Annotated in this window: 13 protein-coding genes and 1 tRNA gene; 7 read left to right on the top strand and 7 right to left on the bottom strand. The window is 62.2% G+C overall.

Going from position 1 to position 16,570, the window contains the following annotated elements:
- Positions 1-1,685 (bottom strand): pyruvate dehydrogenase (acetyl-transferring), homodimeric type (aceE, locus tag J2Y41_RS00005; protein WP_309925027.1); only part of this gene is annotated, 1,685 nt, incomplete at its 3' end.
- A 291-nt stretch (positions 1,686-1,976) separates the two neighbouring features.
- On the opposite strand from aceE, the gene J2Y41_RS00010 reads away from it, so the two are divergent.
- From J2Y41_RS00010 to J2Y41_RS00025, 4 genes are all read left to right on the top strand, one after another.
- Positions 1,977-3,542, top strand: coding sequence for an NCS1 family nucleobase:cation symporter-1 (locus tag J2Y41_RS00010; protein ID WP_309925029.1), 1,566 nt, complete (start codon positions 1,977-1,979; stop codon positions 3,540-3,542).
- Between the two features lie 13 nt (positions 3,543-3,555).
- Positions 3,556-4,332 carry an aspartate/glutamate racemase family protein gene (locus tag J2Y41_RS00015; RefSeq protein ID WP_309925031.1) on the top strand — a complete coding sequence of 259 codons (777 nt, stop codon included), beginning with the start codon at positions 3,556-3,558 and terminating at the stop codon, positions 4,330-4,332.
- Between the two features lie 49 nt (positions 4,333-4,381).
- Positions 4,382-5,149, top strand: a complete 768-nt coding sequence (locus tag J2Y41_RS00020; RefSeq protein WP_309925033.1) for an SDR family oxidoreductase — start codon at positions 4,382-4,384, stop codon at positions 5,147-5,149.
- A gap of 255 nt (positions 5,150-5,404) precedes the next feature.
- Positions 5,405-6,892, top strand: a complete 1,488-nt coding sequence (locus tag J2Y41_RS00025; RefSeq protein WP_224088871.1) for a cation:dicarboxylate symporter family transporter — start codon at positions 5,405-5,407, stop codon at positions 6,890-6,892.
- Between the two features lie 70 nt (positions 6,893-6,962).
- On the opposite strand, the gene J2Y41_RS00030 is transcribed toward J2Y41_RS00025, so the two are convergent.
- Both J2Y41_RS00030 and J2Y41_RS00035 read right to left on the bottom strand, forming a co-directional pair.
- A complete protein-coding gene (locus tag J2Y41_RS00030) occupies positions 6,963-7,346 on the bottom strand; it encodes a sterol carrier family protein (protein ID WP_309925035.1) in 384 nt (127 codons plus the stop codon).
- A 27-nt stretch (positions 7,347-7,373) separates the two neighbouring features.
- On the bottom strand, positions 7,374-8,390 hold the full coding sequence (locus tag J2Y41_RS00035; RefSeq protein WP_309925037.1) for an asparaginase: 1,017 nt from the start codon (positions 8,388-8,390) through the stop codon (positions 7,374-7,376).
- 136 nt (positions 8,391-8,526) lie between these two features.
- Here J2Y41_RS00035 and purD point away from each other — a divergent pair, with 136 nt between their 5' ends.
- A complete protein-coding gene (gene purD, locus J2Y41_RS00040; RefSeq protein ID WP_224167573.1) occupies positions 8,527-9,837 on the top strand; it encodes a phosphoribosylamine--glycine ligase in 1,311 nt (436 codons plus the stop codon).
- Between the two features lie 2 nt (positions 9,838-9,839).
- Positions 9,840-10,778 (top strand): phosphoribosylaminoimidazolesuccinocarboxamide synthase, encoded by a 939-nt coding sequence (locus J2Y41_RS00045; protein ID WP_309925039.1) that lies wholly within the window; start codon positions 9,840-9,842, stop codon positions 10,776-10,778.
- Between the two features lie 73 nt (positions 10,779-10,851).
- On the opposite strand, the gene J2Y41_RS00050 is transcribed toward J2Y41_RS00045, so the two are convergent.
- The gene (locus tag J2Y41_RS00050; RefSeq protein ID WP_224165321.1) at positions 10,852-12,132 is read right to left on the bottom strand and encodes a helix-turn-helix transcriptional regulator; all 1,281 of its coding nucleotides are present in this window, start codon (positions 12,130-12,132) and stop codon (positions 10,852-10,854) included.
- Positions 12,133-12,256: 124 nt separating this feature from the next.
- Here J2Y41_RS00050 and J2Y41_RS00055 point away from each other — a divergent pair, with 124 nt between their 5' ends.
- Positions 12,257-12,478: a hypothetical protein gene (locus J2Y41_RS00055; protein WP_224088866.1), complete on the top strand. Its 222-nt coding sequence runs from the start codon at positions 12,257-12,259 to the stop codon at positions 12,476-12,478.
- 268 nt (positions 12,479-12,746) lie between these two features.
- Here J2Y41_RS00055 and J2Y41_RS00060 read toward each other — a convergent pair.
- From J2Y41_RS00060 to J2Y41_RS00070, 3 genes are all read right to left on the bottom strand, one after another.
- A tRNA-Pro gene (locus J2Y41_RS00060) sits at positions 12,747-12,823 on the bottom strand.
- 75 nt (positions 12,824-12,898) lie between these two features.
- Positions 12,899-14,731 carry an ABC transporter ATP-binding protein gene (locus J2Y41_RS00065; RefSeq protein WP_224165319.1) on the bottom strand — a complete coding sequence of 611 codons (1,833 nt, stop codon included), beginning with the start codon at positions 14,729-14,731 and terminating at the stop codon, positions 12,899-12,901.
- Positions 14,728-16,527 carry an ABC transporter ATP-binding protein gene (locus J2Y41_RS00070; protein WP_309925044.1) on the bottom strand — a complete coding sequence of 600 codons (1,800 nt, stop codon included), beginning with the start codon at positions 16,525-16,527 and terminating at the stop codon, positions 14,728-14,730. The genes J2Y41_RS00065 and J2Y41_RS00070 overlap by 4 nt, the downstream gene beginning before the upstream one ends.
- Between the last annotated feature and the right edge of the window lie 43 nt (positions 16,528-16,570).

The following is a 16,570-nucleotide window of genomic DNA, read 5'->3' on the forward strand; positions in this document are numbered from 1 at the left end:
TTCTGGCCCTTGGGGTTGTAGATTTTCGCGGTCGGGAAGAACGCGTCCATGCCGAAGGTGCGTGATTCGTCCGGGACGACGGGCACGAACCGGGCCCCGAAGTTTTTGTCCCGCATGAGGTCTTTCAGGAGCCGGACGAAGGCCATGGTGGTCGCGGCTTGTTGTTTGCCGGAGCCGCGTTTGGCGACCTCGTAGGACTTGGCTTCGGGCAGGGTCACGGGGGTGTGGGTGCGGCGGCGTTCGGGGACGAAGCCGCCCAGTTCTGCCCGGCGTTCCATGAGGTATTTGATTTCCGGGGCGTCCATGCCGGGGTGGTAGTACGGGGGCCGGTAGAGGTCCGCGTCGAGCTGGTCATCGCTGATGGGGATGCGCAGGTGGTCACGGAAGGCCTTCAGGTCCTCCATGGTCAGCTTCTTCATCTGGTGGGTCGCGTTGCGGCCCTCGAAGTGCGGGCCCAGGCCGTAGCCCTTGACGGTTTTGGCCAGGATCACGGTGGGTTTGCCCTTGAACTCGGTCGCTGCCTTGTACGCGGCGTAGACCTTGCGGTAATCGTGCCCGCCGCGTTTGAGGCCCCAGATCTGCTCATCGGTCAGGTCAGCGACCATGTCCTTGGTCTGCGGGGACTTGCCGAAGAAGTGGTCCCGGACGAACCCGCCGGACTCGGCCTTGTAGGTCTGGTAGTCACCATCGGGGGTTTCGTTCATGATTTTCACCAACGCCCCGTCCTGGTCCGCTTCCAGCAGGGAGTCCCATTCCCGGCCCCAGACGACCTTGATCACGTTCCAGCCCGCACCGCGGAAGAACGCCTCCAACTCCTGCATGATCTTCCCGTTGCCGCGGACGGGACCGTCCAGGCGCTGGAGGTTGCAGTTGATCACGAAGTTCAGGTTGTCCAGGTTCTCGTTCGCCGCGAGCTGGAGCAGGCCGCGGGATTCGGGCTCGTCCATTTCCCCGTCGCCCAGGAACGCCCAGACCTGCTGGTCGGAGGTGTCCTTGATGCCGCGGTTGTGCAGGTACCGGTTGGACTGGGCCTGGTAGATCGCGTTCATCGGCCCGATGCCCATCGACACGGTCGGGAATTCCCAGAAGTCCGGCATCAGCCGCGGGTGCGGGTACGAGGACAGGGCATGGCCCTCCCGGGACTTTTCCTGGCGGAAACCGTCCAGGTCCTCCTCCGTGAGCCGGCCTTCCATGAACGCCCGGGCGTACATGCCCGGGGACGCGTGTCCCTGGAAGAACACCTGGTCCCCGCCCGAGGGGTGGTCCTTGCCGCGGAAGAAATGGTTGAACCCGACCTCGTACAGGGTCGCCGCGCCGGCATAGGTGGAAATATGCCCGCCCACCCCGATATCGGCCCGCTGCGCACGATGGACCATGACTGCGGCGTTCCACCGCATGTACGCACGGTACCGGCGCTCGAACTCCTCGTTCCCCGGGAATTCTGCTTCCTGGTCCACCGGGATCGTGTTCACATAATCAGTGGTCGTCACCATCGGCACACCCACCGACCGGGCACCGGCACGCTGCAACAACGAACGCATAATGTACTGGGCACGCTCCGTGCCCTGCTCCGCGATCAACGCATCAAGGGACTCAATCCACTCCGCGGTCTCTTCCGGATCACGATCAGGCAGCTGGGCAGTCAACCCGCTGAGGATGTGTGAGGTCTCTTCTCCTGCAGCCACGTCCAACCTCTCTTCATTGAATGTCTGGGCGCTTGCTCTGTGGGGGCGCTCAAGGAATTTCGTATTGTGAGAATAAAATTCTGCAATTCGAGATTACGTCTGCCGATGGGCAGCGTCAACACGGATTACGTAACCGCAACAGTCAACTGGGAAAGGCCGGGTCATTCAACCAAATGTGACCCTCCATACACTTGTGACGCCTTGACGTGACGTGACCTGGGTCATAGAGTACTTTCACTATTCAATAACTTGTTTCCGCTTTGTGGAAACAGTACGAAGTGGAGATCCACGATGCAGACGACTTCATCAGTCGGCGTCACTGAGACTCCGGAAGACAAAACAGCAGGTGGGCCCAACCACCCGGCCGTGGGCAACACGGACCTTTGCGCTATTGCTTCCGAAGCCGCAGGCCGTACCATCAGCCCCAGTCTTTACAACATCGACCTCGCACCCACCAAGGCTGCAGGCCGTAAGTGGACCAGCTACAGCATCTTTACCCTCTGGGCCAATGATGTCCACAGCCTGGGTAACTATGCCTTCGCCATTGGTTTGTTCTCACTCGGACTGGGCGGCTGGCAGATCCTGGTGGCACTGGGAATCGGGGCTATCCTGCTCTTCGCCCTCTTGAACTTCTCCGGATTCATGGGCCAGAAGACCGGCGTCCCCTTCCCCGTCATGAGCCGGATCAGCTTCGGCATCCGGGGCGCCCAAATCGCCAGCCTGGTCCGTGGCGCCGTGGCTGTCGCCTGGTTCGGTATCCAGACCTACCTGGCATCGGTGGTACTTCGCGTGATGCTCGTCGCCATGGCCCCTGGCCTCAAGGACCTGGACAGCAACTCCATCCTTGGCCTTTCAACGCTGGGCTGGCTCTCCTTCGTGGCCCTCTGGATCGTCCAGCTGGTCATCGTCAGCTTCGGCATGGAAATGATCCGGAAATACGAGGCCTTCGCGGGTCCCATCATCCTGGTGACCATGGCTGCGATTGCCGTCTGGGTCTTCATTGAGGCCGGGGGCGCCATCCAGTGGAGCGGCATCAAGGGACTCGAAGGCGCCGACATGTGGCTCACCATCTTCGCCGGCGGGGCATTGTGGGTTTCCATCTATGGAACGTTCGTCCTGAACTTCTGCGATTTCACCCGGTCGTCTGTTTCCAGGAAGTCCATCGTTAAGGGCAACTTCTGGGGCATCCCCATCAACATGCTGGTATTCGGTGCAATCGTGGTGGTGATGGCCGGTGGACAGTACAAGATCAATGGCACAGTCATCGAGAGCCCGTCGGACATCGTCCAGAGCATCCCCAATACCCTGCTGCTGGTCCTGGCTTGCCTTGCCTTGCTGATCCTGACCATCGCCGTGAACCTGATGGCAAACTTCGTAGCACCCGTTTATGCACTGACCAACCTCTTCCCGCGGCACCTGAATTTCCGTAAAGCGGCGTGGGTCAGCGGCATCATCGGCCTCATCATCCTGCCGTGGAACCTCTACAACAACCCGATCGTCATCGTTTACTTCCTCGGTGGCCTGGGCGCACTGCTCGGCCCGCTGTTCGGAGTGGTCATGGCTGACTACTGGCTCGTCCGCCGTGGCAAGGTCAACGTCCCGGAGCTCTACACCGACGATCCCAAGGGCGCGTACTTCTACAAGCGGGGCGTGAACCCCAAGGCCATTGTTGCCATGCTCCCCGCGGCCGCCCTGGCTATTGCAATCGCCTTCATCCCGGGATTGGCTGCAGCGGCGCCGTTCGCCTGGTTCATCGGAGCCGGTGTAGCCGCGCTTACGTACTTTGCCGTGGCTGACAAGAAGCAGGCCCACGACGACGTCTCCGGCGAACCGATCGCCGTCGCCAGCACCCACTGATATAGAGGAAACCATGCGCATCCTTGTCGCAAACGTGAACACTACGCAGTCCATGACCGATTCCATCGCCGCCCAGGCCAGGGCTGTTGCGGCCCCCGGCACTGAGATCGTTGGCATCACTCCGCGCTTTGGCGCCGACTCCTGCGAGGGCAACTTCGAGAGCTACCTTGCCGCGATCGCCGTCATGGATGCAGTGGTCAACTATCCCGAACCCTTCGACGCCGTTATCCAGGCAGGCTACGGCGAGCACGGCCGCGAGGGGTTGCAGGAGCTCCTCGATGTCCCGGTGGTGGATATCACCGAGGCCGCTGCCAGCACTGCGATGTTCCTTGGCCACAAGTACTCCGTGGTTACCACGTTGGACCGTGCCGTCCCCTTGATTGAGGACCGCCTCAAGCTTGCCGGGCTGGAGGCACGATGCGCTTCCGTCCGCGCCAGCGGTATGGCTGTATTGGAACTTGAGGAACATCCGGACCGCGCGGTCGAAGCGATTGTTGGCCAGGCCGAGCAAGCTGTCCTCCAGGACAAGGCCGAGGTGATTGTCCTGGGCTGCGGCGGCATGGCCGGCCTCGACGAGCAGGTCCGGCAGCGGACCGGCGTGCCCGTTGTTGATGGAGTGGCGGCCGCCGTCACCATCGCTGAGTCCTTGGTCAGGCTCGGCCTCACCACCTCCAAAGTCCGCACCTATGCCACGCCGCGTCCGAAGACTGTCATAGGCTGGCCGATAACAGCAGCCCGAACCATCGCAGAGCAGCCCCCTGCGGCCCAGCCCGTAGAAGCAGCGCACTGACGCTGCTTGCAGCAGCTGTGTTGAAGGCGATTCCCCGAAAGGCCACCACATGACTGACCCACGCCCGCCCGCAGACCCGAGGGTCGCCGTCGTGACCGGTGCCGGTTCCGGCATTGGGAGGGCCGTTGCGCGGCTCATGCTTGCGGAGGGTTACCGCGTGGCGTTGGCGGGGCGTCGCGAAGCGCAGCTGCTGGAAACCGCGGACAACCATCCGGACGCCCTGGTGGTGGCGTGCGATGTGACAGAGCCCGACGCCGTCGCCCGCCTTTTCGCTGAGGTTCGCCAGCGCTGGGGCCGTGTTGACGTGCTGTTCAACAATGCAGGCATCTTCGGGCCAGCCGGCGATGTTGGCGAGATCGACGTCGACGGGTGGGAGGCCACCCTGCGCGTCAATGTCACGGGTTCCATGCTGTGTGCCGCCGAGGCCGTGAGGACCATGAAGGCCCAGGAGCCGCAGGGTGGCCGCATCATTAACAACGGCTCCATTTCTGCGCATTCACCCAGGCCCAGGTCGGTTGCGTACACGGTGACGAAGCATGCGATGACGGGCCTGACCAAGAGCATTGAGCTGGATGGCCGGGACTTTGGCATCACGTGCGGGCAGATCGATATTGGAAATACCCGAACCGAAATCATGGACACCATCGGCGTTGGCTCAGGTGCGTTGCAAGCCGATGGCAGCCGGCGCGTGGAGCCGATGTTTCCCGTGGCGGAAGCTGCCCGTGCTGTGCTGATGATGGCAAATATGCCAGCATCGGCAAACGTTGGTTCCCTCGTGGTAACGGCCGCTGGCATGCCGTTCATAGGCCGCGGATAGTCCACGCCAGGCCTGAGTGTGTTGTCCTGACCCTTTTGCTTCAACCGTGCCCACGGCACGCCCATTTCCCGGGGCGTGCCGTGGGTTTTTCCTTGTCAATAGAGGTCAGGAAGCCACGACGCCGCGGCTTGGCAACCAATTGTGACTTTCCGCAATATGGAAATTCAATTTCCCCTTGCGGAATGATGTGAGCAGGCTTACATTTGAAAACAACCCCCAAGTGTGGGGCTGTTCCCAACTGATTGGTTCAGATCAATGAAGATCCCAGACTCTGCGGCGCTGAAGGCGAGTTCGGCCCCGCTGAAGAAGAAGCCACTGTACAAGTCGCTCTTTTTTCAAATCCTGATCGCCGTCGTCGCAGGTGTGCTCATCGGTCATTTCTGGCCGAACCTCGGGTCCACCCTCCGGCCGCTGGGTGATGGATTCATTCAACTCATCAAGATGATCATCGCCCCGCTGATTTTCCTCGTGATCGTCACGGGCATCTCCGCAGTCGGCGACGTCAAGGCGGTCGGAAGGGTCGGGGTCAAAGCACTCCTCTACTTCACCTGCGCCACCCTCTTCGCCCTGGTCTTCGGACTCATCGTGGGCAACATCGTTCAGCCCGGCGCCGGCCTGAACATCGATCCCTCCACGCTTTCCCAGGAAGCCGTGGACGCAAAGACCGGCCACGCCGTTCCCAAGGACGCCGCTGCCTTCCTGCTGGACGTCATCCCCACCAGTGTGATCGGCGCCTTCGCCAACAACAGCCTGCTCCAGGTGCTTTTCTTCTCCGTCTTCTTCGGCGCCGCGATCGTGGTCATTGGCCGCCAGCGCTGCCTGCCCGTGATCAGCCTCATGGAGACCGTCCTGGAGCTGATCTTCAAGATCATGTCCTGGATCATGAAGGTCGCTCCGATCGGTGCCTTCGGCGCCATGGCCTTCATCATCGGCCAGTACGGGCTTGGCACTCTCGGCACGTATGCGCTGCTGATCGCATCCTGCTACGGAGCCGCGATCGTCTTTATCGGCCTGCTGTTCCTGGTGGCCTGGGGCTTCGCCCGTGTTCCGCTGTGGCACTTCCTGAAATACACCCGCGAGGAATTCCTGCTTGCACTCGGCACGGCCTCCACTGAAGCGGTCATGCCGCGCATCATGACCAAGTTGACCAACGCCGGCTGCTCCCGGGCAACCACCGGCCTGGTGGTTCCCACCGGCTACTCCTTCAACCTTGACGGCGCAGCGATCTACCTTTCCATCTCCCTGCTGTTCCTGGCCCAGGCGTTCGGCCATCAACTGGACCTCGGTCAGCAGCTGGCTGCGCTGGGTGTGCTGCTCTTGACCTCCAAAGGCATGGCGGGCGTCCCGGGCTCATCGTTCCTGGCCCTCTCGGCCACGGCTGCCGCCCTTGGCATCTTCCCGGTTGCCGGCGTAGCACTCCTCCTCGGAGCCGACCGCCTCATGGACTCCATGCGCGTCGTCGTCAACCTGCTGGGCAACTGCGTAGCCACCTTCGTTGTAGCCAAGTGGGAAGGCCAGTTCGACCGCAGCGTCATGGTCCGTGCCTTCAACGGCGAGATTACCAACGAGGATTCAGCCATCATGCTGGGCCAGGAGGAAGTGTTCGAGGAGCAGGAGCTTGAGCGCCTCAGCGAGGGCCACCACCCCTCACCGAAATTCCGTGGAGGTCCCACAGCGGACGAAATCCCGCAATTCGAGATGAGCAAGCCAGGCCAACCAACCACCCCGGTTTGCCCCGACTAACTCCATGGTTTGTGTACGGCCAATGCCCTTAAGACACGGTCTTGAGGGCATTGGCCGTACACAAGACCCGTCAGAGGGGAAGCAGTTCCGAGAGGTCCGCGCGCAGTCCGGACGCGGCAACGCGGCCAGCCGAAACGGCGTCTCCCCACGAGATCCGGCCGGTAACCAACTCAAGCCAGGTGGCGGCGTCGCACTCTATGACGTTCGGGGGAGTGCCGCGGGTGTGGCGGGGCCCCTCCACGCACTGCGTGACGCCGAACGGGGGAACGCGGACCTCCACCGAATTGCCGGGCGCGCGGGCGGTGACTTCCTCAAGTGAGTAGCGGACCGCCGTCGCAATCAAAGAGCGCGACGGCGGGGTCGCGTCTTCACCCGAGTGTCCGACGGCGGATTGCCAGGCTGCCAGCGCAGCGCGGCCCTCGTCGACGTCAATACGGCGTCGTGCAACTGCCATGGATTCTTTCCTTATTAAATAGGTGACTCAGTCGAGCATCGCGGATACGGCGTGGCCCAGGCGGATCTTGCCCACCGGACGTCCGCCGCCCAGCACGGGTTCCACGACGCGTTCCAGGACGTTGGAAACCGCGGGAATGTCCACCGCGCCACTCACGGCAAGAAGTGTCAAGCCCACCAAGGAAGTAGCGCGGAGGTTGCCGTCCAGCATCTTGACCGCCACGGTTGCGCCGGTGGACGTGGCGAGGACCAGGATGCCTTCGGCGCCGATCTTGGCCAGGATGTCCAGCTCTTCCATGACGATCGTGTTTGATTCGCCCTTGCCCTGGACCGCCCACGGGTAGTCCAGCATGGAGGTGGCGATGGTGGCGGCGCGTGCGTTCGAGGAAGAATCGCCCGGTGACTTCGCCAACCGCGAATACGCCCGCGCCAGTCCGGTGAGCGAGATCGCCGCAACGGGTGCACCGCAGCCATCGATGCCCAAGTGCGAGATCGTTTCGCCGCTGTATTCCTCGATGACGGACCGCACACGCTGCTGCAACGGATGATTCGGCTCAAGGTAACTGCGAAGGTCCCAGCCGTTTTCCGTACAGGCCCAGAGGAAAGCCGCGTGCTTCCCGGAACAATTGAAGGCAAGCCTGGTCTGGCCGCGCTCTGAACGGACCAGCCAATTGCGGGCGGTTTCGTCCTGCGGCCAGGCCGTGGGGCACTGAAGCTGATCCTCGCGGACGCCTGCGGCTTTGAGCATTCCCTCCACCACGTCCATGTGGTCCAGTGAACCGGTGTGGCTTCCGCAGGCGACAGCCACCTGCGCGCCCCTGAGCGGGACGCCGGACTGCATGGCAGCGAGGGTTTGGAATGGTTTCAGGGTGGAGCGGGCCAGGATGGGAGCATCGATGTCACCCAGCCGGGTTACCACGCTTCCGTCGCCGGCAAGGACAACGGCAGCACCGATGTGCCGGGACTCTATAAAGCCACTGCGTTCGATGACTGCCAGTTCGACGGCGGACTCAACGTTGAACGTTTCATGCGAACTCATGGGCATGAGCCAAGTCTAGGGCGCGAGCACTGTGTTCCCCGGTCACATGCGAGGTCCGGGCGCGGTCCCGGATCCGGTCATCCGTTGCCGGGAGACGACACAGCTTAGGCCCCGCGCCCTACACAAAGTACCCTTGAAGACTGTGAAGGTACTCGTCATTGGCCCAGGCGGCCGCGAACACGCCATTGTCCGCTCTCTGCTTGAAGATCCCAACGTTTCCGAGGTCCACGCGGCTCCGGGCAACGCGGGCATCAGCAAACTCGTTCCCACGCACGCAATTGACGGGAACAGCCCGGAAGCGGTGACCGCGCTCGCCACCAAGCTGGCCGTGGACCTGGTTGTCGTCGGTCCGGAGGCTCCCCTGGCCGCCGGTGTGTCCGACGCCGTCCGTGCCGCCGGGATTCCGGTCTTCGGACCCAGCAAGGAAGCAGCCCAGCTCGAAGCGTCCAAGGCCTTCGCCAAGCAGATCATGGCTGAAGCCGGCGTTCCCACGGCCATGGCCCGCGTTGCCACCAATGCAGAGGAAGCCGCCGATGCCCTGGCTACGTTCGGGGCTCCGCACGTTGTCAAGGACGACGGCCTCGCCGCAGGCAAGGGCGTTGTGGTCACCAACGACCGCGAGGAAGCACTCGCGCACGCCCAGGCCTGCTTCGACGCCGGTGGAACAGTTGTCATCGAAGAGTTCCTCGACGGCCCCGAAGTTTCCCTGTTCGTCCTCTGCGACGGCCGCACTACCGTTCCCCTGTCTCCGGCGCAGGACTTCAAGCGCATCTTCGATAACGACGAAGGCCCGAACACCGGCGGCATGGGTGCCTACACGCCACTCGAGTGGGCTCCCGAAGGCCTGGTCCAGGAAGTTATCGACCGCGTCGCCCAGCCCACTGTGGATGAGATGGCGCGCCGAGGCACACCCTTCATCGGTGTGCTCTACTGCGGCCTTGCACTCACTTCGCGCGGCACCCGCGTCATCGAGTTCAACGTTCGCTTCGGAGACCCCGAGACGCAGGCAGTGCTCGCCCGGCTCAAGACTCCGCTCGGTGCGCTGCTTCTGGCAGCTGCCAAGGGCGAACTGGACACCGCAGAGGAGCTGCGCTGGTCCAAGGACACAGCAGTCGCCGTCGTCGTGGCCGCCGAAAACTATCCTGATACTCCCCGCACGGGCGATCGCATCCGTGGCCTGAAGAAGGTGGATGAGCTCGAAGGCGTCCACGTTGTCCACGCCGGCACCAAGCTGGATGAGGAAGGCAAAGTGGTTTCGGCCGGCGGCCGCGTCCTCGCCGTGGTCGCGCTCGGTTCCGATCTGGTGGAGGCCCGCGAAAAAGCGTACGACGGCGTGGAGTTGGTTCAGCTGGAAGGCTCACAGTTCCGCACGGATATCGGAGGCAAAGCCGCCCGCGGCGAAATCCGGGTGCCCTACGCAGCAACCGGAACCATCCCGAAAGTACAGGCCTGAGCATGACTGATTCGCTCCCCACGGGCGGTTTCAAAACCGAGACCCTGCAGCTTCCCGGATGGACGCACGTCTATTCCGGCAAGGTTCGTGACCTCTACGTTCCCACCGATGAATCCATCACGGAAAAGGTCGGCCAGGAATGCGTACTGGTGGTTGCCAGCGATCGCATCAGTGCTTACGACCATGTCCTGAGCAGTGAAATTCCTGACAAAGGCCGCATCCTTACCCAGCTAAGCCTGTGGTGGTTCGATCAGTTGGATGTTGAGCACCACGTGCTGGCGTCAACCGTAGAGGGTGGCGTTCCCGCGGAGGTTGAGGGCCGGGCCATGATCTGCAAGAAGCTGGAGATGTTCCCGGTGGAGTGCATCGCCCGTGGCTACCTCACCGGTTCCGGGCTGGAGGAGTACAAGCACTCCCGCACGGTCTGCAACATCCCGCTTCCCGAGGGGCTTGTTGACGGTTCCCGCTTGGAGAAGGCACTGTTTACGCCATCTGCCAAGGCCGACGTCGGGGAGCACGACGTCAACATCACTTATGACGACGTCGTGGCCATAGTCGGGGACGACATCGCCGCCCGTCTCAGCGAACTCACGCTGAAGATCTACACCCGCGCCGAGGAGATCGCCCGCGAACGCGGCATCATCCTCGCCGATACCAAGGTGGAGTTCGGCCTCGACACTTACACAGGCATCATCACGCTCGGAGATGAAGTCCTCACCCCGGACTCCTCCCGCTTCTGGGACGCCGCCACTTATGCGCCGGGCAAGTCGCAGCCCTCCTATGACAAGCAGTATGTCCGTGACTGGCTGACCTCGGCCGAGTCCGGCTGGGACAAGTCCTCGGACACGCCTCCGCCGGCCTTGCCCGCTGAAGTCGTGGAGCGCACCCGTGCCCGCTACGTGGAAGCGTACGAGAAACTCACCGGGCGCACGTTCGCCTGAACCTTCCCCCAACTGGGTAGCAGATAAGGCCGTTTTGAGCTCTCAAAACGGCCTTATCTGCTACTTACTTGGGTTAGCTGGCTTCGGAGTGCGCTTCCGGGTGTGATGCAGCGGCGCGGCGTTCCGCCAGGCGGATCTCCAGGACAGCATCCATGGCTTGCTGGACCCGGTCCGAGGCGCCGGCTGCACTGAAGTCGTGCTGGGCCTCTTCCAGGTAGTGCAGGGCCTCCGTGGTTTCACCCGCTGCCTTCAAGGACTTCCCCAGCAACAGCGAGACCTCTCCTGCCGTGTGGCGGGCCAACACCTTGCGGTCCTTGTAGATCTCGCGAAGCTTGTCCACCGCGGCCGGAATATCGCCCGTCAGGTACAGCCAGCGGGCGCGGATGAAGGCTACTTCAAGCTGATCCGTTTTGTTTCCCCCGACAATGGACAACGCCAGCTCTGCACGTTCAATCGCGGACAGGGTTTCGGGCTCAACAATGCCGGAGGACAACCTGACGGCTGCCGATGCCTTGTTGAAACGGGCCCACAGCTCGATGTCGTTGGCGGGGGAGAGCAGCTTCGCCGCGCGTTCGTGGTGCTTGATGCCCTCCACGTAGTCGTGCCGCATGAAAGCAACGTTGCCCACTACCCACGCGACCTCGCCGGCCAGTTGGGACATGGAGTGCTCGTCCATGTGCTCGATCATGGTCAGGCAGTACTGCCATGCTTCATCCAGCTTGCCGCTCTCCGCGAGGGCGCCGATCAGTGCGCGGTGCGCGCCGATTATCAGCGTGGATCCCTTGGGCAGCTGTTCGGACAGTTGCACGGCCTTCTTTGCATGCTCGACGGCGGTGGCCAGCTGACCCTGTCCGTGACAGACTGCGGCAAGCATCTGCCATGCCCGCACGCCAAGGCCCGCGGATTCCGTGGCCATGGGATGTTCCAGCAAGTGCTCAACAATTTGTTGGCATTCCTTGAGCTGGCCTTGCTTCATCACGCATTCGGCCTGCATGTAGGTCATGTTCCACCAGGCGCTGTTGTTCTTCGCCTCGAGGGCGATCTGCGCCGCAGTGGCTGCGTGGCTTGCTGCGAGTTGGTAGTCGCGCAGGTCCCATGCTTGCCGGGCATACAAGCCGGCGAGCACGTACTCTGCATCGCTCACCGAAACGGGCTGGCTCCAGGCTTCCAACGCCTTGGGCGCCAACTCAAGCCTGCGTGCCAGCTCCTCGATGACCTCGGCAGTCGGCTCGCGTCGACCTGTTTCAAGCAGCGAAATGTAGCTCGGGGAATACAGGTTTTTGCCCAGTTCTGCCTGCGTCAACCCGCGTTCGAGCCGTTCGGCACGTAGCTTCTCGCCGAATCCGTTTCCCACGGGGCCCTCCTACAGGTGTCTTTTGACCTAAACCTTGACAGTCTCTGTGGAAAACATTTTACAATGTATGTCAACAGGGACCGTGCAATTTCCGTAACGAATCCGACTCGCATTGGGGAACAATATGTTCAAGAAAATGGCTGCTTCTGTGGCCTTGGCAGGCGCTCTCGCTTTTACGGTTGCGGCTCCCGCAGTCGTCTCTGCTGCTGCAGCGGCAGATTCCGGCTCGGTAAGTGCTATTGGTAACTGGCCCGATCCTATGAGGTCCACCACCACGGCACCTACCAAGTCAGGTGACACGACGTACACGACGTCGTCCATCGGCAACTGGCCGGATCCTATGTAAATCAGTAACTACTGAGGAAAACCCCGGAGCGTGACGAGCGATGCTCCGGGGTTTTCTTTTGCCCGGGAGTGCTCCGGCGACACCCACATTCGTCCAGGAGCCGGCAACGGGCAGGCGACACCCGGATTTGGGAGTCGCCGTCGGGGACGCGTGGCGCGGGTGAAGATGCGCGACGTGGTGGAAGCGCGTCGTGGGTGGCGGCTCCGGGCGATCCGGCGGATCCGGGCAAACAAAAATGGCGCCGATTTCTCGACGCCATTTTCGTATTTGGTCGGGATGACAGGATTTGAACCTGCGACCTCTTCGTCCCGAACGAAGCGCGCTACCAAGCTGCGCTACATCCCGTTCCGCTGCGAAAGCAACTGTTCAAGGATAGCTGAATCGCTGCGGGATGCGAAATCGAGAAGGCGGTGTCGCTCCTCACACGAGCGAGTCCCTCCATGCACCATGAAGCCGCGCAAACCGGCCGCCACCTGTGATCAGCTCGGCCGGTGTTCCATCCTCGACAATCCGGCCGTCGTGGACCACCAGCACCCTGTCTGCTGTCTCCACAGTGGAGAGACGGTGGGCGATGATGATGGCAGTGCGGGCAGCATTCTGACCGGCGACACCCTCCAGAAGATGCGCAAGCCCTGCCTGGACCATCCGCTCCGAAGGAATATCCAGCGACGACGTTGCTTCGTCGAGAATCAGGACGGCCGGCGCGGCGAGGAAAGCCCTGGCGAAGCCGATAAGTTGGCGCTGCCCCGATGAGACCCGCCCACCGCGCTTATTGACATCCGTGTCATATCCTTCGGGCAAGCTCAGGATGAATTCATGGGCGCCCACTGCTTTAGCGGCAGCCTCTATTTCGGCTCGGGAAGCTTCAGGTCGTCCCAATGCGATGTTCTCCGCCACGGAGCCACTGAAGAGGAAGGCTTCCTGGGTCACCATGACCACTGCGCGGCGTAGGTCGGTGGTAGCGAGGTCGCGAAGGTCAACTCCGTCCAAAGTGATGGCGCCGGACGTGACGTCGTAGAAGCGCGCAACGAGTTTGGCCAAGGTGGACTTACCCGCGCCTGTCTGCCCGACCAGGGCAACGGTTTGGCCAGCCGGAATGTGGAGGTCCAGTTTGGGCACAACCACCTTGCCATCGCTGTACCCGAACTGCACACCCTTGAAGTCGATCTCTCCGCGTGAACTGTTCAGCGGCACAGGGTTCTTCGGAGGCCGGACGGTAGGCACTTCCTCCAGGAGCCCGGATACTTTTTCCAATGCCGCCTGTGCGCTCTGGAAGGAGTTGTAGAACATGGCCATCTGGTCCACCGGCTGGAAGAAGCGCTTGGTGGACAGGATGAGGGCCAGGAGGACGCCCACGGCGAGGTCTCCGCTGAGCACCCTGAACCCGCCGAACAACAGGACTGCAGCCACACACACGTTGCCGATCAGAACCAGTCCCGGCTGGAAGATGCCGTTCAGGTTGATGGAGCGCACGGTGTTCTTGCGGTAGTCCTCAGCCAACGCACCATAGCGGTCAGCGTTCTCACGCTCCTTGCGGAAGGCCTTCACGGCACGGATACCGGTCATGGTTTCCACGAAGTGCACGATCAACCGGGCCGAAACCACGCGGGATTCCCGGAAAGCAATCTGCGAATGCTTTTGGTACCAGCGCGCGAGGAAGAACATGGGCACACCCGCCGCAAGCATGATCAATCCACTGCGCCAGTCCAAGGCAAATACCGTGAAGGCCGTGAAAAGCATGAACAGCATGCCCGACGCGAGGGAGCTTACGCCGGAGTCCAGCAATTCCCGCAGCGCTTCGAGGTCCGAGGTTTGACGGGCGATGATGCGGCCGGACGTGTACTTCTCATGGAATTCAAGGCTCAACCGCTGGGTATGCCTGAAGACGCGGACCCGGAGGTCCAGCAGCATGGCCTGGCTTAATTGGGCTGTGGACGTTACGTAGAGGGCGGTCATAGCAGCAGTGGCGACGGCCGCAGCCAGGTACAAAGCACCGGCGAGCACCAACGGTCCATTGTCACCGGCTTGCAACGCGGGCAAGGCGGTGTCGATCCCAAAGGCGATCAGGGCCGGCCCCGCAACGCGGGTGAGCTGCGAAACCACCACCATCACGATCGTCATCCAGAAACGCAACCGCACCGGGCGGATCAGCGAGCCCAGCAAGGCGAGTGACCGGCGTCGTACTGCTTTGCTGTCTGCTTTGCTCAGGAGCGTATTGTCCTCGTTGGCGGTTCCAAAGGTTGTGGCGCTCACCGGCGGGCCTCCTCGGCGTCTTCGAGCTCGTCCAGTTCGCTGTCCAGGTCTCTCGGACCGGTATCCAGGCTTGCGATGACGTAGCGGTAGTGGGCGTTTTCGGCCAACAGTTCCGTGTGGGTTCCGACTGCGGTGATGGTTCCGTTCTCAAGCAATGCCACGCGGTCCGCCAATGCCACGGTCGAAGGCCGGTGTGCGACGATCAGCGTGGTTGTCTCGTGAAGTACCTCGCGCAGCCTTGCTTCCACGCGTTCCTCAGTGTTGACGTCCAAGGCCGAAAGAGGATCGTCCAGGACCAGGACTTTTGGCTTCGCAGCGATGGCCCTGGCGAGGGCAATGCGCTGCCGCTGGCCACCTGAAAGGCTCAATCCTTCCTCACCAATCAGGGTGTCGACACCGTCCGGCAAAGAGTACGCGAAGTGGGCTTGCGCGACGTCCAAAGCTTCGTCAAGGGCGGCCTCGCTGGGCTCAGCGGCGCCGAGCAGGACGTTGTCCCGTACCGAGCTTGAGAACAATGTGGTGTCCTCGAAAGCCACCGCCACGATCCGCCGGAGTTCCTCGATGTCGTAGTCGCGGACGTCCACGCCGTCAATCGTCACGGAGCCTTCCTTGACGTCGTACAGGCGGGGGACCAGTTGCAGCAGGGCGCTCTTGCCACTGCCGGTGATGCCCACCAGTGCCATGGTTTCGCCCGGACGAATGTCCAGGGTGATGTCGTGCAGGAGCATCCCGCCGTCGTCGAATCCGAAGCCCGCGTGCTCAAAGCGCAAGGCTCCCCTCACCGTTGCCGGCACCTCGGCATGATCCGGCGAAGTGATGGTGTTCTCGGTATCCATGACTTCGAAGTGGCGGTCCAGTGCAGTCTTGGCAGTCAGTGCCATGGCCAGGAGCATGCCGGAAAATTCCACGGGAGTGGCCACCACGGCGGCGGTGGCGAAGAACGCAACCAGCGAGCCGATACTCAACTGTCCGCTTGCTGCGAGCATGATGCCCACCACCAGTCCGACGCCCAGTGCCAACTCAGGCAGCAACGTGACCACCAGCGTGAAGCCGGCTTGCTGCTTCGCCTTGGCAATCTCCGTCTGCCGCAGCTCTTCTGCCTGGCCGTTGAAATTCTCCAGCGCTTCGCGGCTGCGGCCGAAAGCCTTCAGGACGCGGATGCCGTGGACGGACTCTTCCACGGTGGTAGCAAGATCGCCCGCCTGATCCTGGCTGAGGCGTGTGACCCGGCTGAAGCGACGGCGGAAGCGGAACGAATTGACCATGATCGGCACAGCCGCGCCGAGGAAGATCAACGCCAGTTGCCAACTCATGGAGAACATGACTCCGACGCCAATAATCACTGTCAACGTGGTGACCACCAGCATGATCGCGCCGAACGCCATCCAGCGGCGCAGAAAACTCAAGTCCGTCATGGCGCGGGACAGCAACTGGCCGGAGCCCCAGCGATCATGGAAAGACACTGTGAGCTGCTGGAGGTGACCGTACAGCGATACTCGCATCCTCGTCTCAACCGTCGTGGCCGGGTTGATCACGAACTGCCTGCGCAAGGCCACCAGTCCGGCTTCGGCCACACCAAGCGCAAGAATCACGACGGCGGCAATCCAGACAGCGCCTGGGTCACCGCCGGGTTGAAGCGACGTGTTGACCAATACACGCAGCACCTGGGGAATCGTCAGCGCGACGATGCTGGCGAGCAGTGCGCAGAGGAGGCCCATAAAAAGCCGGGGGAGGATGGGCCGCACATGAGGGTAAAGGCGGCCGACGGATGTGAAGAATGACGTTTGTTTGGACATGCCCGCTTCTCAACAGCTGGATCTTCAGATGGTGCGGAGGTAG

This window comes from Arthrobacter sp. 1088 (assembly GCF_031455315.1).
Taxonomy (GTDB): domain Bacteria; phylum Actinomycetota; class Actinomycetes; order Actinomycetales; family Micrococcaceae; genus Arthrobacter.

What these genes read in the sequence shown, in the direction of transcription:
- J2Y41_RS00010 (WP_309925029.1), top strand. Translation starts at nt 1,977, where the DNA reads ATGCAGACGACTTCATCAGTCGGCGTCACTGAGACTCCGGAAGACAAA.
- J2Y41_RS00015 (WP_309925031.1), top strand. Translation starts at nt 3,556, where the DNA reads ATGCGCATCCTTGTCGCAAACGTGAACACTACGCAGTCCATGACCGAT.
- J2Y41_RS00020 (WP_309925033.1), top strand. Translation starts at nt 4,382, where the DNA reads ATGACTGACCCACGCCCGCCCGCAGACCCGAGGGTCGCCGTCGTGACC.
- J2Y41_RS00025 (WP_224088871.1), top strand. Translation starts at nt 5,405, where the DNA reads ATGAAGATCCCAGACTCTGCGGCGCTGAAGGCGAGTTCGGCCCCGCTG.
- J2Y41_RS00030 (WP_309925035.1), bottom strand. Translation starts at nt 7,346, where the DNA reads ATGGCAGTTGCACGACGCCGTATTGACGTCGACGAGGGCCGCGCTGCG.
- J2Y41_RS00035 (WP_309925037.1), bottom strand. Translation starts at nt 8,390, where the DNA reads ATGCCCATGAGTTCGCATGAAACGTTCAACGTTGAGTCCGCCGTCGAA.
- J2Y41_RS00045 (WP_309925039.1), top strand. Translation starts at nt 9,840, where the DNA reads ATGACTGATTCGCTCCCCACGGGCGGTTTCAAAACCGAGACCCTGCAG.
- J2Y41_RS00055 (WP_224088866.1), top strand. Translation starts at nt 12,257, where the DNA reads ATGTTCAAGAAAATGGCTGCTTCTGTGGCCTTGGCAGGCGCTCTCGCT.
- J2Y41_RS00070 (WP_309925044.1), bottom strand. Translation starts at nt 16,527, where the DNA reads ATGTCCAAACAAACGTCATTCTTCACATCCGTCGGCCGCCTTTACCCT.